This is a genomic window from Streptomyces sp. NPDC001970 (genome assembly GCF_053594115.1).
This window is the reverse complement of sequence record NZ_JBSFDW010000013.1, coordinates 58,635-81,718: the sequence shown is the minus strand read 5'-3', so window position 1 is coordinate 81,718 and position 23,084 is coordinate 58,635. Positions and strand designations below refer to the sequence as shown.

The 23,084-nt window shown below is 72.2% G+C and carries 19 protein-coding genes, 3 pseudogenes and 1 riboswitch; of the genes and pseudogenes, 14 read left to right on the top strand and 8 right to left on the bottom strand.

The features are described from left to right. The first annotated feature begins 4 nt into the window (after positions 1–4). Positions 5–1,015 (top strand): LLM class F420-dependent oxidoreductase, encoded by a 1,011-nt coding sequence (locus ACWCP0_RS18045; RefSeq protein WP_451079766.1) that lies wholly within the window; start codon positions 5–7, stop codon positions 1,013–1,015. A 290-nt stretch (positions 1,016–1,305) separates the two neighbouring features. Beyond that, positions 1,306–2,998: pseudogene (locus ACWCP0_RS18040) on the top strand (LCP family protein). Between the two features lie 69 nt (positions 2,999–3,067). Here the strand turns inward: ACWCP0_RS18040 and ACWCP0_RS18035 are convergent. Further along, entirely contained in the window at positions 3,068–3,604 is a 537-nt protein-coding gene (locus tag ACWCP0_RS18035) for a hypothetical protein (protein WP_451079765.1), read from the bottom strand. 119 nt (positions 3,605–3,723) lie between these two features. On the opposite strand from ACWCP0_RS18035, the gene ACWCP0_RS18030 reads away from it, so the two are divergent. Further along, positions 3,724–4,017 carry a hypothetical protein gene (locus ACWCP0_RS18030; protein ID WP_351230377.1) on the top strand — a complete coding sequence of 98 codons (294 nt, stop codon included), beginning with the start codon at positions 3,724–3,726 and terminating at the stop codon, positions 4,015–4,017. A 229-nt stretch (positions 4,018–4,246) separates the two neighbouring features. On the opposite strand, the gene ACWCP0_RS18025 is transcribed toward ACWCP0_RS18030, so the two are convergent. The 3 genes from ACWCP0_RS18025 to ACWCP0_RS18015 form a co-directional block, all read right to left on the bottom strand. After that, on the bottom strand, positions 4,247–5,356 hold the full coding sequence (locus ACWCP0_RS18025; RefSeq protein WP_451079856.1) for a prenyltransferase: 1,110 nt from the start codon (positions 5,354–5,356) through the stop codon (positions 4,247–4,249). 5 nt (positions 5,357–5,361) lie between these two features. After that, the gene (locus tag ACWCP0_RS18020; protein WP_351230375.1) at positions 5,362–6,093 is read right to left on the bottom strand and encodes a class I SAM-dependent methyltransferase; all 732 of its coding nucleotides are present in this window, start codon (positions 6,091–6,093) and stop codon (positions 5,362–5,364) included. A gap of 133 nt (positions 6,094–6,226) precedes the next feature. Next, positions 6,227–7,567 (bottom strand): glycosyltransferase family 4 protein, encoded by a 1,341-nt coding sequence (locus ACWCP0_RS18015; protein ID WP_451079764.1) that lies wholly within the window; start codon positions 7,565–7,567, stop codon positions 6,227–6,229. A gap of 238 nt (positions 7,568–7,805) precedes the next feature. On the opposite strand from ACWCP0_RS18015, the gene ACWCP0_RS18010 reads away from it, so the two are divergent. Next, a complete protein-coding gene (locus ACWCP0_RS18010; RefSeq protein WP_351230371.1) occupies positions 7,806–8,447 on the top strand; it encodes a TetR family transcriptional regulator in 642 nt (213 codons plus the stop codon). On the opposite strand, the gene ACWCP0_RS18005 is transcribed toward ACWCP0_RS18010, so the two are convergent. From ACWCP0_RS18005 to ACWCP0_RS17990, 4 genes are all read right to left on the bottom strand, one after another. Then, entirely contained in the window at positions 8,432–9,304 is an 873-nt protein-coding gene (locus ACWCP0_RS18005) for a tetratricopeptide repeat protein (RefSeq protein ID WP_451079763.1), read from the bottom strand. The two genes, ACWCP0_RS18010 and ACWCP0_RS18005, sit on opposite strands and share 16 nt — an antisense overlap. Positions 9,305–9,372: 68 nt before the next feature. Further along, on the bottom strand, positions 9,373–9,918 hold the full coding sequence (locus ACWCP0_RS18000) for a hypothetical protein (RefSeq protein ID WP_451079762.1): 546 nt from the start codon (positions 9,916–9,918) through the stop codon (positions 9,373–9,375). A gap of 164 nt (positions 9,919–10,082) precedes the next feature. After that, positions 10,083–10,316 (bottom strand): ferredoxin, encoded by a 234-nt coding sequence (locus tag ACWCP0_RS17995; RefSeq protein WP_451079761.1) that lies wholly within the window; start codon positions 10,314–10,316, stop codon positions 10,083–10,085. Next, the gene (locus tag ACWCP0_RS17990) at positions 10,316–11,803 is read right to left on the bottom strand and encodes an aldehyde dehydrogenase (protein WP_451079760.1); all 1,488 of its coding nucleotides are present in this window, start codon (positions 11,801–11,803) and stop codon (positions 10,316–10,318) included. The genes ACWCP0_RS17995 and ACWCP0_RS17990 overlap by 1 nt, the downstream gene beginning before the upstream one ends. Positions 11,804–12,420: 617 nt before the next feature. Here ACWCP0_RS17990 and ACWCP0_RS17985 point away from each other — a divergent pair. The 10 genes and pseudogenes from ACWCP0_RS17985 to ACWCP0_RS17940 form a co-directional block, all read left to right on the top strand. Continuing rightward, positions 12,421–13,131 carry an HAD family hydrolase gene (locus ACWCP0_RS17985; RefSeq protein WP_451079759.1) on the top strand — a complete coding sequence of 237 codons (711 nt, stop codon included), beginning with the start codon at positions 12,421–12,423 and terminating at the stop codon, positions 13,129–13,131. A 252-nt stretch (positions 13,132–13,383) separates the two neighbouring features. Then, the gene (locus tag ACWCP0_RS17980) at positions 13,384–14,421 is read left to right on the top strand and encodes an MBL fold metallo-hydrolase (RefSeq protein WP_451079758.1); all 1,038 of its coding nucleotides are present in this window, start codon (positions 13,384–13,386) and stop codon (positions 14,419–14,421) included. Between the two features lie 281 nt (positions 14,422–14,702). Further along, positions 14,703–14,772: riboswitch (cobalamin riboswitch) on the top strand. 108 nt (positions 14,773–14,880) lie between these two features. Continuing rightward, positions 14,881–16,134 carry a prenyltransferase/squalene oxidase repeat-containing protein gene (locus ACWCP0_RS17975; RefSeq protein WP_451079757.1) on the top strand — a complete coding sequence of 418 codons (1,254 nt, stop codon included), beginning with the start codon at positions 14,881–14,883 and terminating at the stop codon, positions 16,132–16,134. Continuing rightward, entirely contained in the window at positions 16,134–16,868 is a 735-nt protein-coding gene (locus ACWCP0_RS17970) for an SCO2322 family protein (RefSeq protein WP_451079756.1), read from the top strand. Before ACWCP0_RS17975 ends, ACWCP0_RS17970 begins: the two co-directional genes overlap by 1 nt. Positions 16,869–17,521: 653 nt before the next feature. After that, a complete protein-coding gene (locus ACWCP0_RS17965) occupies positions 17,522–18,586 on the top strand; it encodes an energy-coupling factor transporter transmembrane component T (protein WP_451079755.1) in 1,065 nt (354 codons plus the stop codon). Next, positions 18,583–20,445 (top strand): ABC transporter ATP-binding protein, encoded by a 1,863-nt coding sequence (locus ACWCP0_RS17960; protein WP_451079754.1) that lies wholly within the window; start codon positions 18,583–18,585, stop codon positions 20,443–20,445. The genes ACWCP0_RS17965 and ACWCP0_RS17960 overlap by 4 nt, the downstream gene beginning before the upstream one ends. Positions 20,446–20,456: 11 nt before the next feature. Next, positions 20,457–21,269 carry an ECF transporter S component gene (locus ACWCP0_RS17955; protein WP_451079855.1) on the top strand — a complete coding sequence of 271 codons (813 nt, stop codon included), beginning with the start codon at positions 20,457–20,459 and terminating at the stop codon, positions 21,267–21,269. Between the two features lie 297 nt (positions 21,270–21,566). Further along, positions 21,567–21,974 (top strand): aggregation-promoting factor C-terminal-like domain-containing protein, encoded by a 408-nt coding sequence (locus ACWCP0_RS17950; protein WP_451079753.1) that lies wholly within the window; start codon positions 21,567–21,569, stop codon positions 21,972–21,974. 76 nt (positions 21,975–22,050) lie between these two features. After that, a pseudogene (locus ACWCP0_RS17945) lies at positions 22,051–22,737 on the top strand (substrate-binding domain-containing protein); the annotation flags it as partial. Next, a pseudogene (locus tag ACWCP0_RS17940) lies at positions 22,722–23,063 on the top strand (carbohydrate ABC transporter permease); the annotation flags it as partial. The pseudogenes ACWCP0_RS17945 and ACWCP0_RS17940, both read left to right, overlap by 16 nt. Positions 23,064–23,084 lie beyond the last annotated feature (21 nt).

The following is a 23,084-nucleotide window of genomic DNA, read 5'->3' as shown; positions in this document are numbered from 1 at the left end:
GCGTATGCGGCTCGGACTCGCACTCGGCTACTGGGGGCGCGGCCCGGACCTCGCCCACCTCGACCTCGCCCGCGAGGCCGAGCGCCTCGGATACGACTCGGTCTGGACCGCCGAGGCATGGGGATCCGACGCGTTCACGCCGCTGACCTGGATCGCCGCGCACACCACCCGTATCCGGCTGGGCACGGCCGTCGCGCAGATGGCCGCCCGCACCCCCACCGCGACCGCGATGCACGCGCTCACCCTCGACCATCTCTCCGGCGGCCGGATGATGCTCGGCCTCGGGCTGTCGGGGCCGCAGGTGGTGGAGGGCTGGTACGGGCGCCCGTTCCCGAAGAGCCCGCTGACGGCGACCCGTGAGTACGTGGACGTCATCCGCCAGGTCCTGCGCCGCGAGGCCCCCGTCGAGCTCGCCGGCCGCTTTCACACGCACCCGTACGCGGGCGAGGACGGCACCGGCCTCGGCAGGCCACTGAAGCCGATCACCCACCCACTCCGCGCCGGACTGCCCGTCCTGCTGGGCGCGGAAGGACCGAAGAACATCGCCCAGACGACCCGGATCGCCGACGGCTGGCTCCCGCTGTACTGGTCCCCGCTCCGGACGGACGTCTACCAGGCGTCGCTGACCGCACTCACCCCGGACTTCATGATCGCGCCGATGGCACGGGCCGCCGTCTGCGACGACGTGGCCGAAGGGCTGCTGCCCGTCAAGGCGATGCTCGGCTTCTACATCGGCGGCATGGGCCACGCCGCCCGCAACTTCCACGCCGATCTGATGGCGCGGATGGGATACGAGGACGAAGCCCGGCACATCCAGCGGCTGTTCGCCGACGGCCGGCGCGAGGAGGCGGTGCTGGCCGTCCCGGACGCCTTCGCCGACGAGATCTCGCTCGTCGGCCCCCGCGAACGCATCGCCGAGCGCCTGGAGTTGTGGCGCAAGGGCCCGGTGACGGACCTTCTGGTCACGGCACCGGACCCGCACACCCTGCGCGTACTGGCCGAGCTGAACACCTAGCCTCGCCGCTTCGGTCGAGGGCCGGATGCCGGCCGAAACTCGAACGTGCCTTCCCGAGCCAGGACGGGCCCGTTTCCCTGGAACCGGTGCCGCCAGAGCCGCTTGCGAGTAAAGCAATGTCAAAACCAACGCGGCGATGCGGCGGATTGCCGACTATGCCCGGTTCCCGGCGCCGTGGACTTGCCACGGACGTCGCCAATGCCGAACGGGCCGGATAGCGTGACGCATCGAACAACCGAGCGCCATGGGGAGGCGACTCGTGTGGCACCGGACGGAGGACCGGGACAACCTTGGATGCGCACAGCCGTGGGCGGGCGGACGAGATCGACCCTGCCGACCAGTGGGTGCTCGATCCCGACACCGGCGACTACGAACTGCGACTGACCAGTTCCCCGGAGCAGACGAGGCCGCCCCGCCCCCGCAGCGCCTCCCGCGGCCGCACCACCGCGCCCGTCCGCGTCCCCGGCCGGCGCGGCCCCCACGCCGCACCCGCTCCGGACGACACGCGCGGCTCCGGCCGCCGCAAGCGCAAGCAGCAGAAGAGGGGCGGCAAGAAGAAGGCGCTGATATGGACCGGGGGCGCCCTCGCCTTCATCCTCGTCGGCAGCTCGGCGTATGCGTACTACTGGTACGACCGCCTCGACGGCAACATCAACACCGTCGACATCGGTGACGTGGGCAGCGACAGCGTGCTGGGGGACGGCCCGGTCAACATCCTGATCATCGGCAACGACGTACGGGTCGGCAAAGGCAACGAGAGCTACGGCAACCGGGACAACGTCACCGGTCACGCCGACACCACGCTGCTCTTCCACGTCTCCGGGGACCGCACCAACGCGACCGTGCTGAGCCTCCCCCGGGACCTCATGACCAAGATCCCGGACTGCGAGACCCACGAGCCCGACGGCTCGACCAAGGTCGTCCCCGGCTCGACGAACACCACCAAGTTCAACGAGTCCTACGGTGTGAACGGCCGCGATCCGGGCTGCACCATGCGTACGGTCGAGAACATCACGGGCCTTGAGGTCGACCACTTCATGATGTTCGACTTCAACGCGGTCAAGACGCTGTCCACCGCGGTCGGCGGCGTCAAGGTGTGTCTGAAGAACCCCCTCAAGGACGAGGACGGCGGAACCAAGCTCGATCTGCCGGCCGGGGAAAGCAGGATCGAGGGCGAAGATGCGCTCGCATTCCTCCGTAACCGACACGGTCTCAAGAACGAGAGCGACTTGGACCGCATCGAGATGCAGCAGAACTTCGTCGCATCGATGATCCGGCAGCTGAAGGAAGACACGCTGGGCAGCCCGACGAAGATGCTCGACGTCGCCGAGGCGGCGACCAAGTCCCTCACCGTGGACAAGGGGATAGGAAGCGCCGGCAAACTGGTCACCCTCGCCAAGGAACTCAGCAAGATCGATCTGAAGAACATCACCTTGTTGACGGTGCCGGTGATCGACAACCCGGACGAACCCACCCGTCACCGTCGTTCTGCACCCGGTCGAGGCCCCGCAGGTCTTCAGTATGCTGCAGAACGACGTCTCCTTCACCGAGGTGAAGAAGAAGCAGAAGGAAGCCAAGGACAAGCAGGCCGCCCTGCTCGAAGGCCCTCGCGCGGACGAGGCGGCCGTGCGCGTCGACATCGCCAACGGCGGCGCCCCGAGCGGGTCGGCGAGGAACGTCCTGACCTGGCTGCAGGACTCCAGGGGCGTACCGATGTCCAGCAGCATCGGCAACGCCCCGGAGGACGTTGCCAAGACGACACTGGAGTACGCGCCGAACCAGGCCGACCAGGCCCGTAAGCTCGCGGACCTCATGGGCCTGCCCGCCTCGGCACTGAAGCCCGGCACGACGGACTCCGCCGACACGGAGCCGATGAAGCTCGTCCTCGGGCCGGACTTCAAGGAGGCCGGCACGCCCCTCGCTCCGCCGAAGAAGGTCGATGTCAAGCGGTCCCAGGCCGACCAGGGGACGTGCGACAAGTAGCCACACCCGATCACGGGCCACCCGGCCCACCCGGCGCGCCGGCGGCCACCGTGACCGGCGCGACCCGGCTCAGCCGCCGCTGAGCTGGGCGGTGGACGGCACCTTGTCCTTCACCTCGGCGCCCGCGCTCTTGCCCGCGACCTTGACCTGGTTGATGACGTCCTCGAAGGCACCGACGTCGGCGTCGCTCGCCTGGCCGTTGCGGAGCTTGGTGCCGAGGCCCTTCAGACCCTCGATGCCCGCGGTGATCGGCGCGACGGCCTTCGAGAGCAGCGGGTCGCCCTTGGCGTTGTCCGACGCCGCCTTGAGCCTGTTGTACGCGAACGCGCCCGCGAGGCCCGCCTTCACCAGGGCGAGCTTCTGGCCCTCCGCGCCCTTCTTGAACTTGCCCGCGCGGTAGGGCTTGACGATCCACTGGTACGTCGCGCCCGCCGCGAGGCCCGCGTTGGCCACGAACCGGGTCTTGGCGAACTTCTGCTTCTCCGCCGTCGTCGTCGGTGTCGCCGAGCCTCCCGCCTCGTCGTCGCCACCACAGGCGGCGGTGGCGAAGATCAGCGTGCAGCAGAGCAGCAGCGCCAGGGCCGTACGGCGTATCGGAGTGGGCATGGCAGACCTCCCTGACCTCCCCGAGACCTCAAGCGCCAGCGTCTCCCGGGGTCCGTCGTTCCGCCACCCGGGCGACCTCGGCCACGTTTCGTTCAACAGAAAACGGTAACCCGAAAGTTATGTCTCTCAGAGGAAGCAGCGGTACGAACCAGGCTGCGACGGTCATCACCGTCGTGGCGGACGTCATGGCCGGCATCATCGGCCTGTGGATCCTGATGTACCTGCTTGAGGCGAACCGGGGCAACGATCTGGTGGTCCTCGTCCAGGACGTGGCCCGCTGGCTCGCCGGCTGGTCGCACGACCTCTTCACGTTCGACGACACCTGGGCGCGGGTCGTGGCGGGCTACGGTCTCGCCGCGGTCGTGTACCTCGTCGCCGGACACGCCGTGGCCGGCCGTCTTCGCCGGCACTGACGCTCACTCCGGACGGGCTCCTTCGCGGAGCCCGTCCGCCGCGTATCAGCCCGCCTGGCGCGTGAGAACGGCCACCCTGGCCCACCGCCCGGCGCGGGGCACACATCCCCGGCCCGCCCGCAGGCTCCGGCAAACCCGGCCCGCCCGCAGGCTCCGGCAAACCCAGCCCGCCCGCAGGCTCCGCCAAACCCAGCCCGCCCGCGGGGTGCACGGTTCCGGTGCGCGCGCCCTACCCGCAGCACTCCGGGTCGAGTCCGCGCGGCAGCCTCTCCCCGCCGAAGACCGCGGTGGTCGCCTCGTCTCCCCCCAGGGCGGCCACCGCGAGCAGCAGCGAGCCCGCCGTCCAGGTGGTGAGCTCCTCGGGCCAGACGGCCCGGTCGCCCTCGAAGACGTAACCCGTCCAGTACATGCCGCCCTCGGCGCGCAGATGCTGGATCGACTGGAGGATCTCCAGCGCCCTGTCGGACTCGCCCATCGCCCAGAGCGCGAGGGCGAGTTCGCAGCTCTCGCCGCCCGTCACCCACGGGTTCGGCAGCACGCACCGCACGCCGAGCCCGGGGACCACGAACGCGTCCCAGTGCTCCTCGATCCGCGCCTTCGCCTCGGCGCCCGTCAGCGCACCGCCGAGGACCGGGTAGTACCAGTCCATCGAGTAGCGGGACTTGTCGAGGAACCGCTCCGGGTGGCGGCGTATCGCATGAGCGAGTGCGCCGGTCGCCAACTCCCAGTCCGGCTGCGGCTCCTCGCGTTCCTCGGCGATCGCGAGGGCGCAGCGCAGGGCGTGGTGGATCGACGAGTTGCCCGTCAGCAGGGCGTCCTCGACGGGCGTGTCCCCGTCCTCGGGGGACTCGCGCTTCCAGCCGATCTGGCCGCCGGGCTGCTGCAGTCGCAGCACGAACTCGACGGCGGCGTACACCGTCGGCCACATCCGGTCGAGGAACGCGTCGTCGCCGGAGGCGAGATAGTGGTGCCAGACGCCGACGGCCATGTACGCGCAGAAGTTGGTCTCCCGGCCGCGGTCCGTCGGCTCGGCCGTGTCCACGCCGTTCCCCCGGTCCTGGTACGCGGCGTACCAGGACCCGTCCGCGAGCTGGTGCCGTGCCAGCCAGTCGTAGGCGCGGCCGGCCGCGTCGTGCTCGCCCGCCGCGTCCAGCGCCATGGCCGCCTCGGTGTGGTCCCACGGGTCGAGGTGGTGCCCGCGGAACCAGGGGATCGCCCCGTCCTCACGCTGCACGGCGAGGATCCCGGCGACGGTCTCGGCAGCCTGCTCGGCGGTGAGGACCCCGGGCAGGACGAGGTGCTCGGTGCTCCCCCTGGCTTCGCCGGGGGCACCCCCGATGGAGGTCACGCGCCCACCTTCGGCGTGTGCGGCTTGGTCGCGTACGCCACGAAGCTCTTGCCGACGACCGGGTTGAGCGCCTGCTCGGCGAGCCGGGTGACCAGGGGCTTCTTCATGATGTCCCAGACCAGCAGTTTGTGGTACGCGCGGACCGGCAGAGCCTTGTCGTTGTCGACGCCGAAGGCGCACTTCAGCCACCAGTAGGGCGAGTGCAGCGCGTGCGCGTGATGTGTGCCGTACGGCTTCAGACCCGCCTCGCGCATCTTCGCGAGCAGTTCGTCGGCCTTGTAGATGCGGATGTGTCCGCCCTCGACCTCGTGGTACGCGTCCGACAGCGCCCAGCAGATCTTCTCGGGTCCGTAGCGCGGGACGGTGACGGCGATCCGTCCGCCCGGCTTGAGCACCCGGACCATCTCGGCGAGCACGCCCTTGTCGTCCGGGATGTGCTCCATCACCTCGGAGATGATCACGACGTCGAACGACTCGTCGGGGAAGGGGAGGTTGAGCGCGTCGCCCTCCATCGCGGTGGCGCTCGCGCCCTCCGGGGCCTCCCCGGCCTCCTTCATCGCCGCGAACCACTTGGCGACCTCGCGGATCTCCTCGCCGTTCTGGTCCAGGGCGACGACCTGCGCGCCGCGCCGGTAGCACTCGAACGCGTGCCGCCCGGCCCCGCAGCCCAGGTCGAGCACGCGGTCGCCCGGGGCGAGCGGGAAGCGGGAGAAGTCGACGGTCAGCACGGGCTCGGCCCTTCCGGATGGGTAACGGCGCCCTGGTGAGGGACGCGCCTTGCGGGGATCGTGGGCCACTGGTCCACGCCTGTGGCCGTGGTACGGCCGGGGGTCGATCGGGTGGGCGCGGGGCGCCGGGGCGTCACCGCGCACTTCCGGCGGCCGCGCGTGCGGCGATCGCCTCGCGGTAGAGGTCCGCCGTGCCCTGGGCCGCGCGGGCCCAGGTGAAGCGGGCCAGGACGCGGTCGCGGCCCGCCGCGCCGATGCGGCGGCGCAGCTCTGGGTCGCCCAGGAGCCGACCGATGGCCGCGGCCAGGGCCCCGGCGTCGCCCGGCGGCACCGCCAGGCACGTGTCGCCGTCGGCCCCGGAGACCTCCGGGATCGCTCCGCCCGTCGTGGCGACGAGCGGCGTCCCCGTGGCCATGGCCTCGGCGGCGGGCAGCGAGAAGCCCTCGTACAGCGACGGTACGCACGCCACCTGGGCGCCGCGCACGAGGTGCACGAGCTCCGCGTCGGAGATGCCCTTCACGAACCGGACGGCGCCTTCCAGCCCGTACCGCTCGATCATGCGCGCCACGGGCCCGTCCTCGGCGCGCTTGCCGACGACGACGAGGTGTGCGTCCGGGTGTTCCGTACGGAGCTTGGCGAGCGCCTCGACCAGGAAGACGAGGCCCTTGAGCGGGACGTCGGCGCTGGATGTGGTGACGATACGCCCGGGCACCTCGGCGACCGCCGGGTCGGGCGAGAAGAGGTCGGCGTCCGCGCCGATGTGCACGACCCGCACCCGCTCCTGCCGCACCCCGAGGTGGTCGACGATCTCCTGCTGCGAGGAGCCGGAGACGGTCAGCACGGACGGCAGCCGGCGCGCGACCCGCTTCTGCATGCGCGTGAAGCCGTACCAGCGGCGGACGGAGGCGCGCCGCTTCCAGTCGGCCGCCGCGTCGAGCTCCAGCTGCCGGTCGACGGTGATGGGGTGGTGGATCGTCGTGACGAGCGGAGCGCCGAGGTCGCCGAGCAGCCCGTAGCCCAGCGTCTGGTTGTCGTGGACGATGTCGAACTCCCCCCGCCGCGCGACCAGATGGCGGCGGGCCCGCAGCGAGAAGGTCAGCGGCTCGGGGAATCCGCCGGTCCACATCGTGGCGACCTCGAGCCGGTCGATCCAGTTCCGGTACTCGTCGCGCTTCGGCGTGCGGAAGGGGTCGGGCTGCCGGTACAGGTCGAGGCTGGGCAGTTCGGTGAGCGGCACGCCCTCGTCGAGCACGGGGTACGGCTGCGCGCCGATCACTTCCACGCTGTGCCCGAGCCGGGCGAGCTCCCGCGACAGATGGCGTACGTACACGCCCTGGCCCCCGCAGAACGGGTTGCCCTTGTACGTGAGGAGAGCGATGCGCATCGGTCGGTCACCGGCGCCGGCGTCACCCGCACCGGCGGCAGCCGCACCGGAACCCGGACGGGGCCCGGCGGCTATGGCCTCAGCGGTCACTCACGGCCCCCTTCTCACTGCACTTTCGCCGGAGCGTAACTGCTCGCGCTAATCTAGAACAAGTTCCAGACTTGATCGTTCTTGAGCGTTCAAGGAGCATCGAATCTACCGGCAGGTAGCCCGACTGTAAGGCCCGGATCAGGTGATTCGCGCCACGGCGCGGCCCCCTGCCATGCTGTGCCGTCCTGCACGGTCCGTTCACACTCAGGGAACGCAGCGAACTCAGGGAACGGGAGACATGACCGCGGAAGCCAAGGCAGTCACTCCGGCGTCCCCTCCCCTGACGGAGCGCCAGGAGGCCCGCCGCCGCCGCATCCTGCACGCCAGCGCCCAGCTGGCCAGCCGGGGCGGTTTCGACGCCGTGCAGATGCGCGAGGTCGCCGAGGCCGCCGAGGTCGCCCTGGGCACGCTCTACCGGTACTTCCCCTCGAAGATCCATCTGCTGGTCGCCACCATGCAGGACCAGCTCCAACACCTCCACACGACCCTGCGCAAGCGGCCACCGGCCGCGGACGGCGCGGCGGAGCGGGTCGCCGAGACCCTGATGCGGGCCTTCCGCGCGCTCCAGCGTGAGCCGCATCTCGCGGACGCCATGGTCCGTGCGCTGACCTTCGCCGACCGCAGCGTCAGCCCGGAGGTGGACACCGTCTCGCGCCAGACGACGGCGATCATCCTGGACGCGATGGGTCTGGAGAACCCGACGCCCCAGCAGCTCTCCGCGGTCCGGGTCATCGAGCACACCTGGCACTCGGCGCTGATCACGTGGCTCTCGGGGCGCGCCTCGATAGCCCAGGTGAAGATCGACATCGAGACGGTGTGCCGGCTGATCGACCTGACGGACCCGCAGCGGCAGGCCCGTACCGGTCAGCCGACCAGCTGAAGCCCGCTCCAGCTCCGCCCGATCGCGGCCTCCCCGGCCCACTGGTCGAGCAGCAGCCGCGCGTCCTCCTCGGGCGCGGCGAGCGCGACCTCCTGAGCACCCGCGTGCACGCTGCTGCCCTCGTACTCGATGCTGCCCTCGCTGCAGCACGCGCAGTGCAGGACGAAGCCGCTCGCCGGCTCGGCACCGAAGTCGCGGTCGGCGAACAGCTCCACCAGCGCATCGACGTCGTCGGCCTCCGCCGCGTTCACGGTCACCGTGAGCGTCGGCAGCGGGGACGGCTCGAAGAGGACCAGCTCGTCGAAGACACTGACGCTCCGGCCCTGAAAGACCCGCTCGCCCTTCGGTTCCCCGTCGTGCACGACGATCTCGCCGAACCGCCGCCCTCCGGTGAAGGGCACGTTCACCACCTGCGCCCGGGTGGGGCAGAGCCGCCGCGCCCACACGACCTCGAACTCGCCGTCCGTCTCCAGCCGTACGCAGGCCATGCCGAACGCACCGTCGACGTCGACCGGCCCCTCGCCCTCGGGCATCGGGATTCCGTAGCCCTCCCAGGCGTCGCGCGCCACCTCCCACTCGCGCTGGATGGTGGCCGCGATGCCCAGGTTCCAGAAGGCCGGGTCGTTCTCGCCGCGCGTGGCACGGGCCGCGGCCTCGCGCCCGAGTTCGTACGCCTTGGGCCAGTCGCGGAGGAACTTGTACGCGAGCGCGGCGTCGTACCACCAGATGCCGCTGCGCCGTTCGTCCGGATAGTGCGCGAGCACCTGCTCGTACGCCTGCGCGCACTGCTGCCACTCCTCGGCGTCGAACGCCTCCTGCGCACGCTTCAGCAGCCGCTTGGCCTCGGACTTCTCCACCACTACCCACTCTGATCGCCGGTACCGGACCGCAGGAGGCTACTCCGTCACGGGGCGCCGCGCCTCGCTCAGGGCTGTGCGGGCGCCTCCGGTGAACGCTTCTCCAGCTCCTCGGCAAAGGCGTCCTCGCAGCTGTCGTCGGTGGCGGTGAAGTAGACCATGACGAGTGAGCCCAGCTCGCGCATGCTTGCGTGGAGGGTCCAGCCGCCCTTCGTCAGCGATGTGGCGGTGTACGTCCCCTTCACGTCGGCCCTGGACTCCTTCCGGCCGCCCTTCCAGCCACCCTTGTTCAGGCCGGCGACCGCGCCGCGGTAACCCGCCTTCGGGTCCTCGGCCGGGGACTCCGTGTCGGCCATCCAGGTGACCATGCACCGGGCGAGCTTGCCCTCGCCCCGCTCCGAGAACTCCTCGGTGAAGCCGGCCTTCGTCGCGGCGTCCTTGATCTCCTCGGCCACCGCGTCGACATCCGGCCGTCCGGACGTCTCCGCCGGCGCGGACGCGGCGGGCGCGCCGGATCCCTTGCCCGCCGCCCCGCCGGGACCGGCCTCGATTGCGCAGCCCGCCAGCAACAGCACCGCGCCGACGGCCGCGGCCGCATAGCTCGCCCTGCGCACAGAAAAACCCCCACCGAAGCGGTCATCGGGCCCCGTCGCCCCGCATGATCCGGCGAGGAGTTTCGCACAGCAGTTCACCGCAGCCACGGCAGTTCGCCGCAGCCACGGCAGGCCGTCGTGCCTGCTCCTCGGGCAGGAACGCGGCCACTCCTCCGGCGGGTCGGCTACTCCTCGGGCGGGAACACGGTCTCGCCGCTGTCCGTCAGCGTGATCGCGATCGCCTCGACCGGGCAGCCCTCCGCCGCGGCGAGGATCTGCTCGTTGGCGTCGGTGTCGGGCGCCTGCGGATGCGACTGACGGGCCGAGTCCAGCGTGAAGCCGTCCGGCGCATGGTTCACACACATCCCGGAGCCGATGCACACACTCCGGTCGACCTCGACATGCCAGCGGTCACCCATCAGCTCTCGCTCCCGCCCGCCGCGTCAGCGGCAGATGTATACGTGGACGGCAAATGCACCATTTTGTGCTCAAGGTACTCGCCGAAGCCCTCGGGGCCGAACTCCCGCCCCAGTCCCGAGTTCTTGTAGCCGCCGAATGGGCCAAGCATGTCGAGGCTGAAGGTGTTGACGTTGAACGTCCCCGTCCTGACCTGCCGCGCGAAGTCGATGCCGTGCTCGACGTCGGCCGTCCACACGCTCCCGCTGAGCCCGTAGTCGGAGTCGTTGGCGATCTTCGCGGCCTCGTTCTCCTCGCCGTACGGCAGGAGGCAGATGACGGGGCCGAAGATCTCCTCGCGGGCGATCCGCATCGCGTTGTCGACGCCGCCGAAGAGGGTCGGCTCGACGTACCAGCCGCGCTCCAGACCGGCCGGGCGGCCGCCGCCGGTGAGGATCTTGGCGCCTTCCTCCTGGCCGATCCTGATGTAGTCGAGGGAACGCTGCTGCTGACGCTTCGCCACCAGCGGTCCGACCTGGGTCGCTGGGTCCAGCGGGTCGCCGACCACCAGCGCGCCCGCGACGGCGGCGAACGCCTCGGCGATCTCGTCGTAGCGGGAGCTCGGGACGAGGATGCGGGTCTGGGCGACGCAGGCCTGGCCGTTGTTCATCCAGGCCGCCGGGACGATGCCCTGAACGGTCGCGTCCAGATCGGCGTCCGGCAGGATCACGGCGGCGGACTTGCCGCCCAGCTCCAGCGTGACGCGCGTGAGATTGCGGGCGGCGACCTCCATCACGCGCTTGCCCGCGGCGACCGAGCCCGTGAACGACACCTTGTCGATGCCCGGGTGCCCGACGAGGTACTCGCTGACCTCGCGGTCCGCGGGGAGGATCGACAGCACACCCTCCGGCAGCCCGGCCTCCTTCGCGATCTCGCCCAGGATGTACGCGTCCAGCGGCGACTCCGGCGACGGCTTGAGCACGACCGTGCAGCCGGTGAGCAGCGCGGGCGCGAGCTTGGCCGCGGCGACGAACTGCGGCACGTTCCACGGCACGACGGCCGCGACGACCCCGACGGGCTCGCGCCGCACGAGGATCGGCCCGAGAACGCCGGTGCGCCGCTCCTCGTACCTGAAGTCGCGGGCGACGGTGATGGCCGCGTCCCAGACCATCATCGCGCCGAGGGCCTGCGCGAGGACGCTCCAGGAGTACGGGGAGCCGTTCTGCGAGCTGATCGAGCGCGCGATCTCCTCGTGCCGTACGGCAATGGCGTCCTTGATCCGGCCGACCACCTCGATCCGCTCGTCGAGTGTCATCCGCGGCCATGGCCCGTCGTCGAACGCGGCACGCGCGGCCGTGACGGCGCGGTCGACGTCCGCCTCGGTCGCATGCGGGACGCGGCCGATGACCTGCTCGGTGTGGGGGGAGATCACCTCGATGGTGTCCGCGCCCAGGGGATCGACCAACTCCCCGCCGATGTACAGCTTTCCGTGCTCGACCAGCTCGGTCATGACGCCTGCCTCCCGCGCACCGGGGATCTGTTGGGGGACCCGTCCGGAGATCCACCGGGGATCTGCCGGAGTTCTGCCGGAGTTCTGCCGAGGTCTCCCCTGGGATCTTCTGACACTGTTTCAGAGCTTCAGAACTGATACCAGTTCTAGTTCAACTAAGCCAGACTCGGGACCGAATAGGCCGCGACCAGCAGCTTTGCCACTGGTGGGGGTTCCCTCGCATGCCACCCGGGCCGCGTCCGGGCGGTCGCGGGCGGCGCCGGTACGGCTCGGAACCGTCGACACAGCCCCGGCTTCGACGAGATGGGACGCCTCGTGGATGTCGAGGTGCCGGCGGACGACTCGAAGTTGCCTCAGCACGTGCTCGATTCGGCGGAGCGACTGGACGCCGAGGGCGACGTGAGGCGATTCGCCCGTCGACGATCCCGCCCGACCGTCGTTCGTACTGGTCGCGGACTTGTCGAGCGGGTGGCGGGACCGTGCTGCCCTCGGCGCTCCTTCGACTCCGGCGCGCCTCCGCCCTGGTCCAGGTGTGGCCGGTCACGGGGTCTTGCAGTTCTGCGGACAGCAGGGCCGGTGACGGTGCCACCAGTAGCCCGGCCGCCTAGGATCACGACATGATCAAGGGAGTGATGTTCGACTTCTCCGGCACCCTGCTGCGTATCGAGTCGACCGAGGAGTGGCTCGGCACGGTCCTGACGGCGACCGGCACCCCCGTGGCCGGCGACGAGTTCACCGACTTGGTGCGGCGACTCACGGAGTACGGAGCACTGCCGGGTGGACCGGAACCCCGGCGCGTACCCGCCCATCTCGAAGCGCTCTGGCAGGAGAGGGATCTGGGCGCAGATCAGCACCGGGCGGCCTTCACCGCGCTGACCCGGGAGGCCGGTCTGCAGGCGCCTGATCTGGTGCAGGCGCTGTACGACCGCCACATGACGCCGGCCGCCTGGCGGCCCTACCCGGACACCGAGCCGACGTTGCGCGAACTACGCAAGCGGAGGCTCCCGGTGGCCGTGGTGAGCAATATCGGCTGGGACCTGCGGCCGGTCTTCCGCGCGCACGGGCTGGACGAGCTGGTCGACGCATACCTGCTCTCCTTCGAGCTGGGTACGCAAAAGCCCGACCCAGCCATCTTCCGAGCTGCCTGCGACCGGCTCGGACTGGCACCCGCCGACGTGCTGATGGTCGGTGACAACCGTACGGCGGACGGCGGCGCGCAGGCCCTGGGCTGCCGGGTTCACTTCGTCGAACACCTGCCGGTGGATCAGCGCCCAGCCGGACTGGTACCGCTCCTGGACCTGGTGGACCGACGAGGCACCGGCGGGTAGCGAGCGGCAGGCAGCGGTCGGCCCCGCGCACCACCAGGCGCCACGAGCCCTCGGGCGCCTCTCGGAGCCACTCGTCCGGGCGGCCGCCGGGCCGTCGTCGAACGGCCCGAGGTGACCGACAGCGACCGTCAACGGCTCCCCCCACGACCGGCCGGCAGGGGTTTCCCAAGAGTTCCTCCCGACCGTTCTGACGATCCATCAGTTCTCGTTATAGTGAGCAATGGCCGTGCCGCACAGGGGAGACGAGGTCGTATGCCACAGGTGACGGAGCACGGCGGAGGCGTCTGGTCCCTCCGGGTCCCCATCCCGGACAATCCTCTGGGCCACACCCTGGTCCACGTTCTGGAGACGGACCGCGGCCCCGTCCTCGTCGACACCGGCTGGGACGACCCCGCCTCCTGGACCGCGCTCACCGAGGGCCTGGGCGCGCTCGGCACCGCGGTCGCCGACATCCACGGCGTGATCATCACCCACCACCACCCCGACCACCACGGGCTGTCGGGCCAGGTGCGCGACGCGTCCGGCGCATGGATCGCCATGCACGCCGCCGACACCGACGTCGTACGCCGCACCCGCGAGTCCCGGCCGGAGGCCTGGCTCGACTACCTGGCCGACAAGCTCGCCACGGTCGGGGCGCCCGACGAGCACCTCGTCCCGCTGCGGGCGGCGCGCGACTCCGGCCGGATGCGGACCCTGCCGGGCCTCCGCGCCGCCCTGCCCGACCGGGAGATCGTCCCCGGGGAGCTGCTGGACCTGGCGGGCCGCCGGCTGCGCGCGATATGGACGCCCGGCCACACCCCCGGCCATGTCTGTCTCCATCTGGAGGAGGACCACCCGGCGAACCTCCCGGGCCGCGGCCGTCTCTTCTCCGGCGACCATCTGCTGCCCGGGATCTCCCCGCACATCGGTCTCTACGAGGATCCGGACGACTCCACCGTCACCGACCCCCTCGGCGACTACCTGGACTCGCTGGAACGCATCGGCCGCCTCGGCGTCGCCGAGGTCCTCCCGGCGCACCAGCACGCGTTCACCGACGCCGCGGCGCGGGTGCGGGAGCTGCTCGCCCACCACGAGGCCCGCCTCAGCGGACTGCTGACCCTCCTCGCCACCCCGCTGACCCCCTGGCAGCTCGCCGAGCGCATGGAGTGGAACCGCCCCTGGGACCGGATCCCCTACGGCTCCAGGAACATCGCCGTCTCGGAGGCGGAGTCCCATCTGCGCCGCCTCGTGAAGCTGGGGCGGGCGGAGGCGGTGCCGGGGAGCGCGCCGGTGACGTACGTGGCCGCGTGACGTATGACGCGTGGCAGGTGACGGGTGACGCGTGGCAGGTGACGCGTGACGCGTGGCGGGTGACGCGTGACGCGTGGCGGGTGACGCGTGACGGGTGACGCGTGACGCGTGGCGCGTGGCAGGTGACGCGTGGCAGGTGACGCGTGGCGGGTGGCGGGTGGCGGGTGGCGGGTGGCGGGTGGCGGGTGGCTCACGAGTGTGACCCACGCCCCGGCATCCACCCGGGGACCCGCCGGATACGGGCCGGTAGAGTGTGCGAGTCGTCATCATGCCCGTACGGGGGGAAGCCGGTGCGAATCCGGCACTGACCCGCAGCCGTGAGCCGCCTCGCAGGCGGCGAGTCGGAATGCCTCGTACCGGGACAAGACACCCCGAAGGCACCGTCGAGGTATACGGGGCCGGAACCTGGTGCCCGAGCGTGCCTGCGTCCGGCTCCCCGCAGGAGAGGCACCGTCCGCCATGAACGTTCGCCGCAGCGCAGCCGCGCTCGCCGCCGCTACCGCCGTGCTCTGTGGGGCCGGCGCCCCGGCCGCGACCGCCGCGCCGAGCCCCTCCCCCTCGCCCGTGCTCCCGGCCGGGCTGTTCGGCACGAACGACCCCACCTATGACGGTGTCTGGCGGCAGTCGCTGGCACTGCTCGCGCAGGACGCCATGAAGGAAGTGCCCGCGGCGAAGGCCGTGTCCTGGCTGACCGGGCAGCAGTGCGCGAACGGCGGCTTCGCCTCCTACCGCGCTGACGCCGCCAAGCCCTGCGACGCCAAGACGATGCTGGACACCAACGCCACCGCCGCGGCGCTGCAGGCCCTCACCGCCGTCGGCGGGCACAAGGCCGAGGTCGGGAAGGGCATCTCCTGGCTGAAGTCCGTGCAGAACGCGGACGGCGGCTGGAGCTACAACCCGGGCATGCCGTCCGACGCCAACTCCACCGCGATAGTGATCGGCGCCCTCGCGGTGGCGGACGCGCGGCCGGCCGCGATGACGTCGAGCGGCGGGAAGAACCCGTACGACGCGCTCGTGTCGTTCGCGATCCCGTGCGCGGACGAGGCGGGCGGCGGAGCGTTCGCGTACCAGCCGGACAAGGCGGGCAAGCTGTTCGCGAACGGCGACGCGACCGCGGCCGCCGTGCTCGGCGGGCTCGGCCGCGGCTTGATCGTCAAGGGCCCGAAGCCGGGCGGTGCCCCGGCGTGCGACACCGCCGCCGAGGCGACCCCCGAGCAGTCCGCCCGCAACGGCGCGGCCTACCTCGCGACGGCCCTCGCCAAGACCGGCCACCTCGACTCCCCTCCGCTGCCCGGCGCCGCCGACCCCGCCCCGCAGCCCGACTTCGGCAACACCGCGGACGCGGTGCTCGCCCTGTCCGCGGCCGGGCACGCCGACAAGGCGGCCGGCGCCGTGGCCTGGCTGGAGAAGAACTCCGCCGCCTGGGCGAAGGACGGCGGCCCGGCGGCGTACGCCCAGTTGGTCCTCGCCGCGCACGCGTACGGTGCCGACCCGCGGGACTTCGGCGGCACCGACCTGGTCGCGCAGCTGAACGCGACCGGCCCCGCGCCCGCGTCCACCGTCGCGCCGACGCCGGCCGCGGCGGGCCAGGACGACAAGGCCGAGGTGACCGGCGGCGACAACGTGGGCATCTGGTGGATCATCGGCGCGGGTGTCGCGGCGGGCGTGGTCATCGGCTTCCTGATCAGCGGCCGCCGGAAGAACAAGCAGTAATGCTCAGGCGATTCACGGCCGCGCTGGTCCTCGGCGCTGCTCTCGCACTGGTGGTGGCGTTGCCTGCGCAGGCGGCCGGTTACCGGTACTGGTCGTTCTGGCAGTCCGGCGGTGGGGCCGTTGGTGGGGCCGCGGGCGGCGGATGGATGTACGCCACCCAGGGCCCGGCCACCGCCCGGCCGGCGGACGGCGAGGTGAACGGCTTCCGCTTCTCGGTCAGCACCGACTCGGCGGACTCGGCGAAGCCGCGCACCGCTCCCGACTTCGCGTCCGTGTGCGCGGACACGCCCGCGAAGGCGGGCACCAAGCGGGTCGGCATCGTCATCGACTTCGGCACGCCGGCGGACGCGCCGCAGGGCGACGCCCCGCCGTCGCCCGACCGGCGCACCGCCTGCGCCCAGGTGGACCCGTCCGCGACGAGCGCGGACGCCCTGGCGGCGGTGGCGAAGCCGCTGCGGTACAACAGCGATGCGCTGCTCTGCGCGATCTCGGCGTACCCGAGGTCGGGGTGCGGCGAGCAGGTGTCGGCGGTCGCCCCGCCGTCGGCCGGGCCGAGCGCGGCGGCGCCCGCCACGGATTCCTCGGACGCCGCGGGTGCCGAGGGTGCCGCGGATGCCTCGGGCAGCTCCGCGGAGGAGGCCTCAGGGACCTCGGTCGGTGTCGTCACGGGCGTCGCGGCCGTACTCGCGCTGGGCGCGGCGGCGTTCTGGCAGTCCCGCCGTCGTCGCGGATGACGCCGGCCGAGGCGCGGGCAGGGGCCTTCTCCCCTCCCCGCCCCTTCCCGAACCGGGGCTCCGCCCCAGCCCCCGTACGGCCTTCGGCAGCCCTGTCCTCAGACGCCGGACGGGCACAGGACGAGCCGGTCCCGCCGAGTCGGCCCGGACATCCGGCCTCAATCGCCGGACCCGCTCACCGCGACCCCGCACCGCCGCATCGACCCGGATGCCCATCCACACACACCGGACCCGCTCACCGCGACCCCTCACCCCCCGGCAAGCCCGAGCGTCCGCCCACAAACACCGGACCCGCTCACCAGGACCCCGTACCGACCAGTCGGCCCGGACATCCGGCCTCAATCGCCGGACCCGCTCACCGCGACCCCGCACCCACCGGCAAGCCCGAGCGTCCGCCCACAAACACCGGACCCGCTCACCAGGACCCCGTACCGACCGGCGGGCCAGAGTGCGCGTCCACAAGCGCCGGGGGGCGGTCCCCGCGTCCGTCCCCAGTCGCCGGACCCGCTCGCGAGGGTGCCTCTCGCGTCTCCGTTCCCCACGCCCGCCAGGGCCGCCGCGCAGGCGGACGGGGTGCGGGGTGGGGGCAGAGCCCGCCGCAGGCGGGGCGTCGGCGGGGCCTTCGCGCGCCCGAGGCCAACCGGAGCAACGCGTTGCACGCCGGGGCGTGGTGGGTGTGGGCCCTGGGGCTCGCGACCGCAGCGTCCCGGACGACCAACCCCCTGCTGCTCGGCCTGCTGGTCGGCGTCGCCGGGTACGTCGTCGCGGCGCGCCGCACGGACGCCCCATGGGCCCGGTCGTACGGCGCGTTCCTGAAGCTCGGCCTCGTCGTCCTCGCGATCCGGCTGGTCTTCTCGGTCGTGCTCGGGTCGCCGATCCCCGGAACCCATGTCCTCCTCGCCCTTCCCGAAGTGCCGCTGCCCGACTGGGCGCAGGGCATCAGGATCGGCGGCAGGGTGACGGCCGAGCAGTTGGTGTTCGCGCTGTACGACGGGGCGAAGCTCGCCACGCTGCTGATCTGCGTGGGCGCGGCGAACGCCCTCGCGAACCCCGCGCGGCTGCTGAAGTCGCTGCCGGGCGCGCTGTACGAGGCCGGGGTCGCCGTGGTCGTGGCGATGACGTTCGCGCCGAACCTGGTCGCGGACGTGGTGCGGCTCCGTACCGCACGCAGGCTGCGCGGCCGCTCGACCGGCGGCATCCGGGCGATCGTCCAGATCGGGCTGCCCGTCCTGGAAGGCGCGCTGGAACGCTCCGTCGCGGTGGCCGCGTCGATGGACGCGCGCGGATACGGGCGTACGGCCGCGGTGCCGCCGGCCGTCCGGCACACGACCACGGCCCTCACCCTGGGCGGGCTGCTCGGGGTGTGTGCGGGCTCGTACGGACTGCTCGCGGCGGAGGGGGCCGGGTACGGACTGCCGGTGCTGCTGGGCGGGTTCGCGGCGGCGCTGGCGGGACTGTGGCTCGGCGGGCGCCGCCAGGTCCGTACGCGCTACCGCCCCGACCGCTGGGGCGCGCGGGCGTGGCTGGTGTCCGGGTCGGGCGTCGTGGTCGCGGCGCTGATGATCCGGGCGGGCTCCTACGCCCCGGAGGCGCTGCACCCCGCCGTCGTACCGCCGGCCGCGCCGACGCTGCCGCTGCTGCCGGCGATGTCGGTCCTGGTGGGCCTGCTGCCCGCGTTCGTTGCTCCCGTACCGGTGTCGCCGAAGGAGTCGTCGTGATCCGCTTCGAGAACGTCTCGGTGACGTACGCGGACGCCGCGGCGCCCACGATCCAGGGGATCGACCTGACGATCCCCGAGGGCGAACTCGTCCTGCTGGTCGGCCCGTCGGGGGTCGGCAAGTCGACACTGCTGGGTGCGGTCTCCGGGCTGGTCCCGCACTTCACGGGCGGAACGCTGCGGGGCCGGGTCACGGTCGACGGGCGCGACACCCGCACTCACAAGCCGCGCGAACTCGCCGACCTCGTCGGCACGGTGGGCCAGGATCCGCTCGCGCACTTCGTGACCGACACGGTCGAGGACGAGCTGGCGTACGGCATGGAGTCGCTGGGGCTGGCGCCCGACGTCATGCGGCGACGCGTCGAGGAGACCCTCGACCTGCTGGGCCTCGCCGATCTGCGCGACCGGCCGATCGCCACGCTCTCCGGCGGGCAGCAGCAGCGGGTGGCGATCGGCTCCGTCCTCACGCCGCACCCGAAGGTGCTGGTCCTCGACGAGCCGACCTCGGCGCTCGACCCCGCCGCTGCCGAGGAGGTGCTGGCGGTGCTCCAGCGGCTGGTGCACGACCTGGGCACGACGGTGCTGCTGGCCGAGCACCGCCTGGAACGCGTGGTCCAGTACGCGGACCAGGTCGTCCTCCTCCCCGGTCCCGGCGAGCCCCCGGTGCTGGGCAGCCCTGCCGAGGTGATGGCCATCTCACCGGTCCACCCTCCGGTGGTGGCGCTCGGTCGCCTGGCGGGCTGGTCCCCTGTGCCTCTGTCGGTGCGCGACGCGCGGCGGCGGGCGGGTGCGCTGCGGGAGCGCTTGGCGGGGGTCGGGGCCCCGGCCCTCCGGGGCGGGGCCCCGACTCCGCCCGGCGCCGCACTGCGGGTGCGGGCGGCCGCCGACGGAGCGATACCCCAGGTCGGGCCTGCTCACCGTGAGACCGCAGGCGCATACGCGTCGGGTCGCGCCGCCAGGACCGTGCTCGGCAGGCTGTTCCGGCGGCCCCGCCCCGCGGCCGCCTGCGACGAGGCACCGGCCGCCGGGGAAGCCGCACCCGGCATCCCCTCCGCACGGGTGGAGGAGCGGGAGGAATCCGCTTCCGCATCCACCGCCGGCCCACGGAGCCGTCCCGCCGCGGAGGTGCGCGGGCTCGGGGTGCGACGGGGGCGGGTAGAGGCGCTGCGGGGTGTCGGCCTCGCCGTGACGCCCGGCGAGACCGTCGCGCTCATGGGGCGCAACGGTGCCGGGAAGTCCACGCTGCTCGGCGCGCTCGTCGGGATGATCGCGCCGACGTCGGGGAGCGTCCTGGCCGGCGGCCGCGTCCCGCATCGCACGCCGCCGCGCGAGCTCGTCCGGCAGGTCGGGCTCGTACCGCAGGAGCCGCGGGACCTGCTGTACGCGGACACGGTGGCCGCCGAGTGCGCCGCGGCGGACGCGGATGCGGGCGCCGCGCCGGGGACCTGCCGGGAGCTCGTCACCGCGCTTCTGCCCGGCGTGCCCGACGAGACGCATCCCCGGGACCTCTCCGAGGGCCAGCGCCTGGCGCTCGCCCTCGCGCTCGTGCTCACCGCCCGCCCGCCGCTGGTCCTGCTCGACGAGCCGACCCGCGGACTGGACTACGCGGCCAAGGCCCGCCTGGTCGCGGTCCTGCAGGACCTCGCGGCCGACGGCCACGCCATCGTCCTGGCGACGCACGACGTGGAGCTCGCTGCCGAACTGGCGCACCGGGTGGTGATCCTCGCGGACGGCGAGGTCGTGGCGGACGGTCCGACGGCCGACGTCGTGGTCTCCTCGCCCGCGTTCGCCCCGCAGGTCGCCAAGATCCTCGCCCCGGAGCCCTGGCTCACCGTGGCCCAGGTCGAGGAGGCCCTGTGACGACGCGCCCCATGCGGCTCGGCCCCCGCGCGCTGGCCGCGCTCGTGCTGATCGGCGCGATCGGTGTCGCCGCCTTCGGCTGGCCACTGCTGGCCGACGCGGACGCGGCCGTCACGGACCACGCCCAGGACGCCCCGTGGCTGTTCGCCGCGCTGCTCCCGCTCCTGGTCGCCGTCGTCGTCGCGACGATCTCCGACGGCGGGGTGGACGCGAAGGCCGTCGCGATGCTCGGTGTGCTCGCGGCCGTGGGCGCCGCGCTCCGGCCGCTGGGTGCGGGCACCGCGGGGCTCGAGCCCATGTTCTTCCTGATGGTGCTGAGCGGCCGCGTGCTCGGTCCCGGCTTCGGGTTCGTGCTCGGCTCGGTGACGATGTTCGCGTCCGCGCTGCTCACGGGCGGTGTCGGGCCGTGGATGCCGTTCCAGATGCTGGCGATGGGCTGGTTCACGATGGCCGCGGGGCTGCTCCCGGGACCGGACCGCATCCGGGGCCGTGCCGAGCTGCTGATGCTCGCCGGATACGGTTTCGCCGCGGCCTTCGCCTACGGCACGGTCATGAATCTGCAGGGCTGGGTCGTCCTGCAGAGCGGCATGGCCTCGGGGATCTCCCTCCACCCGGGCGACCCGGTCCACGAGAACCTGGTCCGTTTCCTGGCCTACTGTCTGGCGACCTCGCTCGGCTGGGACCTGGGGCGTGCGGCCCTCACGGCCGTACTGACCCTGACCGTCGGCTCCGCGCTCCTCAAGGCGCTGCGCCGGGCCACGCGCCGCGCCGCCTTCGAGGCCCAGGTCACATTCGAGCCCCCGAAGAGGGTCCCGGAGGGGTGAGACGGCCCACAGGACCTTGGTCCCGAAACGATCGGGCTTAGTAGACGTACCCCGGGGACGTTCGTCCCCATACGACCCATTCCGACCTGCAACGAAACCCGATATGTCCGGCTCGGGACCTTAGTCCTGAAGTACCCCTTCTACGTCGTATCTACGGGGTGAGCCCGGTCACGGCGGGGGCCCTGCATCGCAGCTACAACTGTCCTCGTCGCAAGGCACGCAGGGCTTCGGCCCGGCACACGGACCGATCTCGGACCCGCCGTCGCGACGTCCTTGCCCCCGACGTTAGGTACTGCCTTGTCTCTCTCGCTGATCAACCGCTTCGCCGCCCGCAACAAGTCCGTTGTCGCCGGCACCGCCGTGCTCCTCGGTGCGGCCGGTGCGGTGCTGGGGGCGACCTCGACGGCTTCGGCCGCCACCTCCTCCCCGCAGGAGATCGCGAAGCAGATGATGCCTGCCGCCCAGTTCCAGTGCTTCGCCAACATCGTGAAGCACGAGTCCAACTGGAACCACACGGCGACCAACTCCTCCTCCGGCGCCTACGGCCTGGTCCAGGCCCTGCCCGGCAGCAAGATGGCCACCGCCGGCGCCGACTGGAAGACCAACCCCGAGACCCAGATCAAGTGGGGCCTGGAGTACATGAACGAGCGTTACGGCAGCCCGTGTGGCGCCTGGAACTTCTGGCAGGCCAACCGCTGGTACTGAGCCGACGACGGCAGAGCGCCAGTAGCAGGGACCGACAAGGCCCCGAAGCGATCCTCTCGCTTCGGGGTCTTGCTGCATGCGCAGGGCCGGGCCGCCGGCGCCCACCGGGCCACCCGCGCCGGTGCAGGCTCAGCACCTGCTGGCCAGCGGGGCGGAGGGGCTCCTCGTGGCCCCCAGCTGGTTCGGCGGAGTGCCCACCGGCGGCCAGGAGAAGTGGCTTCTCGAGTGCGAGGCCCCGACCGTGCTCGTCGAGCGCTCGGCACCGGCCGGCAATCCGGCCGCCGCCCTCGACCGGGTGCGCACCCACCGGGCGCACGGCGCCGCGCCGGCGGTGAGCCATCTCGCGTCCCTCGGGCACCGCTCGATCGCCGCCGTGCCGCAGGACGGCCCGCACAAGGCGGGGATCACGGCGGGTTACCAGGCGTCGGTGGAGTCCCTGGGGCTCGAGACGGTGCCGGGCTCGCCCGTGGTCCGTGGCCAGGGCGAGTACGACGAGGTGGTCGAGTACCTCGCCAAGGCCATGGCGGAGCACGGGGTCACGGCGGCGCTGGTGCACAGCGACGAGGACGCCATCGTGCTGGTGCCCAGGCTGCAGGCGCGCGGCATCCATGTGCCGGGCGACCTGGCGCTGATCGCGTACGACGACGAGGTGGCACCGCTCGCCGATCTGCCGCTGACCGCGATCGCCCCGCCGAAGCGGTCGGTGGGCGAACTGGCGGCGAAGCTGCTGTTGCAGCGGCCGGCCGAGCGCAGGTCGGGTCGCGTTCCGGCGCCGCGCCAACATCTGTATCTGCTGCCGGAGTTGAGGGTGCGCGCGTCGTGCGGCGGCGATCAGGAGCCTTCGCCCGGATCGCGCTGCCGATGCTCTTGCCCGGCTTCATGACGATCTTCCTGTTCTCGTTCACCGCCGGCTGGAACAACTTCTTCGGCGCCCTGGTCATGCTCAACGACGACAGGCTCTACCCCGTCAACCTCGCCCTGCTCATGTGGAACAGTGTCACCGGGCAGCAACCCGAGTTCTACTCGCCGGTGATCACGGGCTCGCTCGTCGCCGTCGTCCCGCTCGTCGTCGCCTTCGTCTGCCTGTAGCGATTCTGGCGCTCGGGGCTC

Excerpts from the sequence above, each read along its gene's own strand:
- ACWCP0_RS17980 (WP_451079758.1), top strand. The coding sequence starts at position 13,384 with ATGCCACAGGTGACGGAGCACGGCGGAGGCGTCTGGTCCCTCCGGGTC.
- ACWCP0_RS17955 (WP_451079855.1), top strand. The coding sequence starts at position 20,457 with ATGCGGCTCGGCCCCCGCGCGCTGGCCGCGCTCGTGCTGATCGGCGCG.
- ACWCP0_RS17985 (WP_451079759.1), top strand. The coding sequence starts at position 12,421 with ATGATCAAGGGAGTGATGTTCGACTTCTCCGGCACCCTGCTGCGTATC.
- ACWCP0_RS17975 (WP_451079757.1), top strand. The coding sequence starts at position 14,881 with ATGAACGTTCGCCGCAGCGCAGCCGCGCTCGCCGCCGCTACCGCCGTG.
- ACWCP0_RS17995 (WP_451079761.1), bottom strand. The coding sequence starts at position 10,316 with ATGGGTGACCGCTGGCATGTCGAGGTCGACCGGAGTGTGTGCATCGGC.
- ACWCP0_RS18010 (WP_351230371.1), top strand. The coding sequence starts at position 7,806 with ATGACCGCGGAAGCCAAGGCAGTCACTCCGGCGTCCCCTCCCCTGACG.
- ACWCP0_RS18035 (WP_451079765.1), bottom strand. The coding sequence starts at position 3,604 with ATGCCCACTCCGATACGCCGTACGGCCCTGGCGCTGCTGCTCTGCTGC.
- ACWCP0_RS18030 (WP_351230377.1), top strand. The coding sequence starts at position 3,724 with ATGTCTCTCAGAGGAAGCAGCGGTACGAACCAGGCTGCGACGGTCATC.
- ACWCP0_RS17970 (WP_451079756.1), top strand. The coding sequence starts at position 16,134 with ATGCTCAGGCGATTCACGGCCGCGCTGGTCCTCGGCGCTGCTCTCGCA.
- ACWCP0_RS17990 (WP_451079760.1), bottom strand. The coding sequence starts at position 11,803 with ATGACCGAGCTGGTCGAGCACGGAAAGCTGTACATCGGCGGGGAGTTG.
- ACWCP0_RS18045 (WP_451079766.1), top strand. The coding sequence starts at position 5 with ATGCGGCTCGGACTCGCACTCGGCTACTGGGGGCGCGGCCCGGACCTC.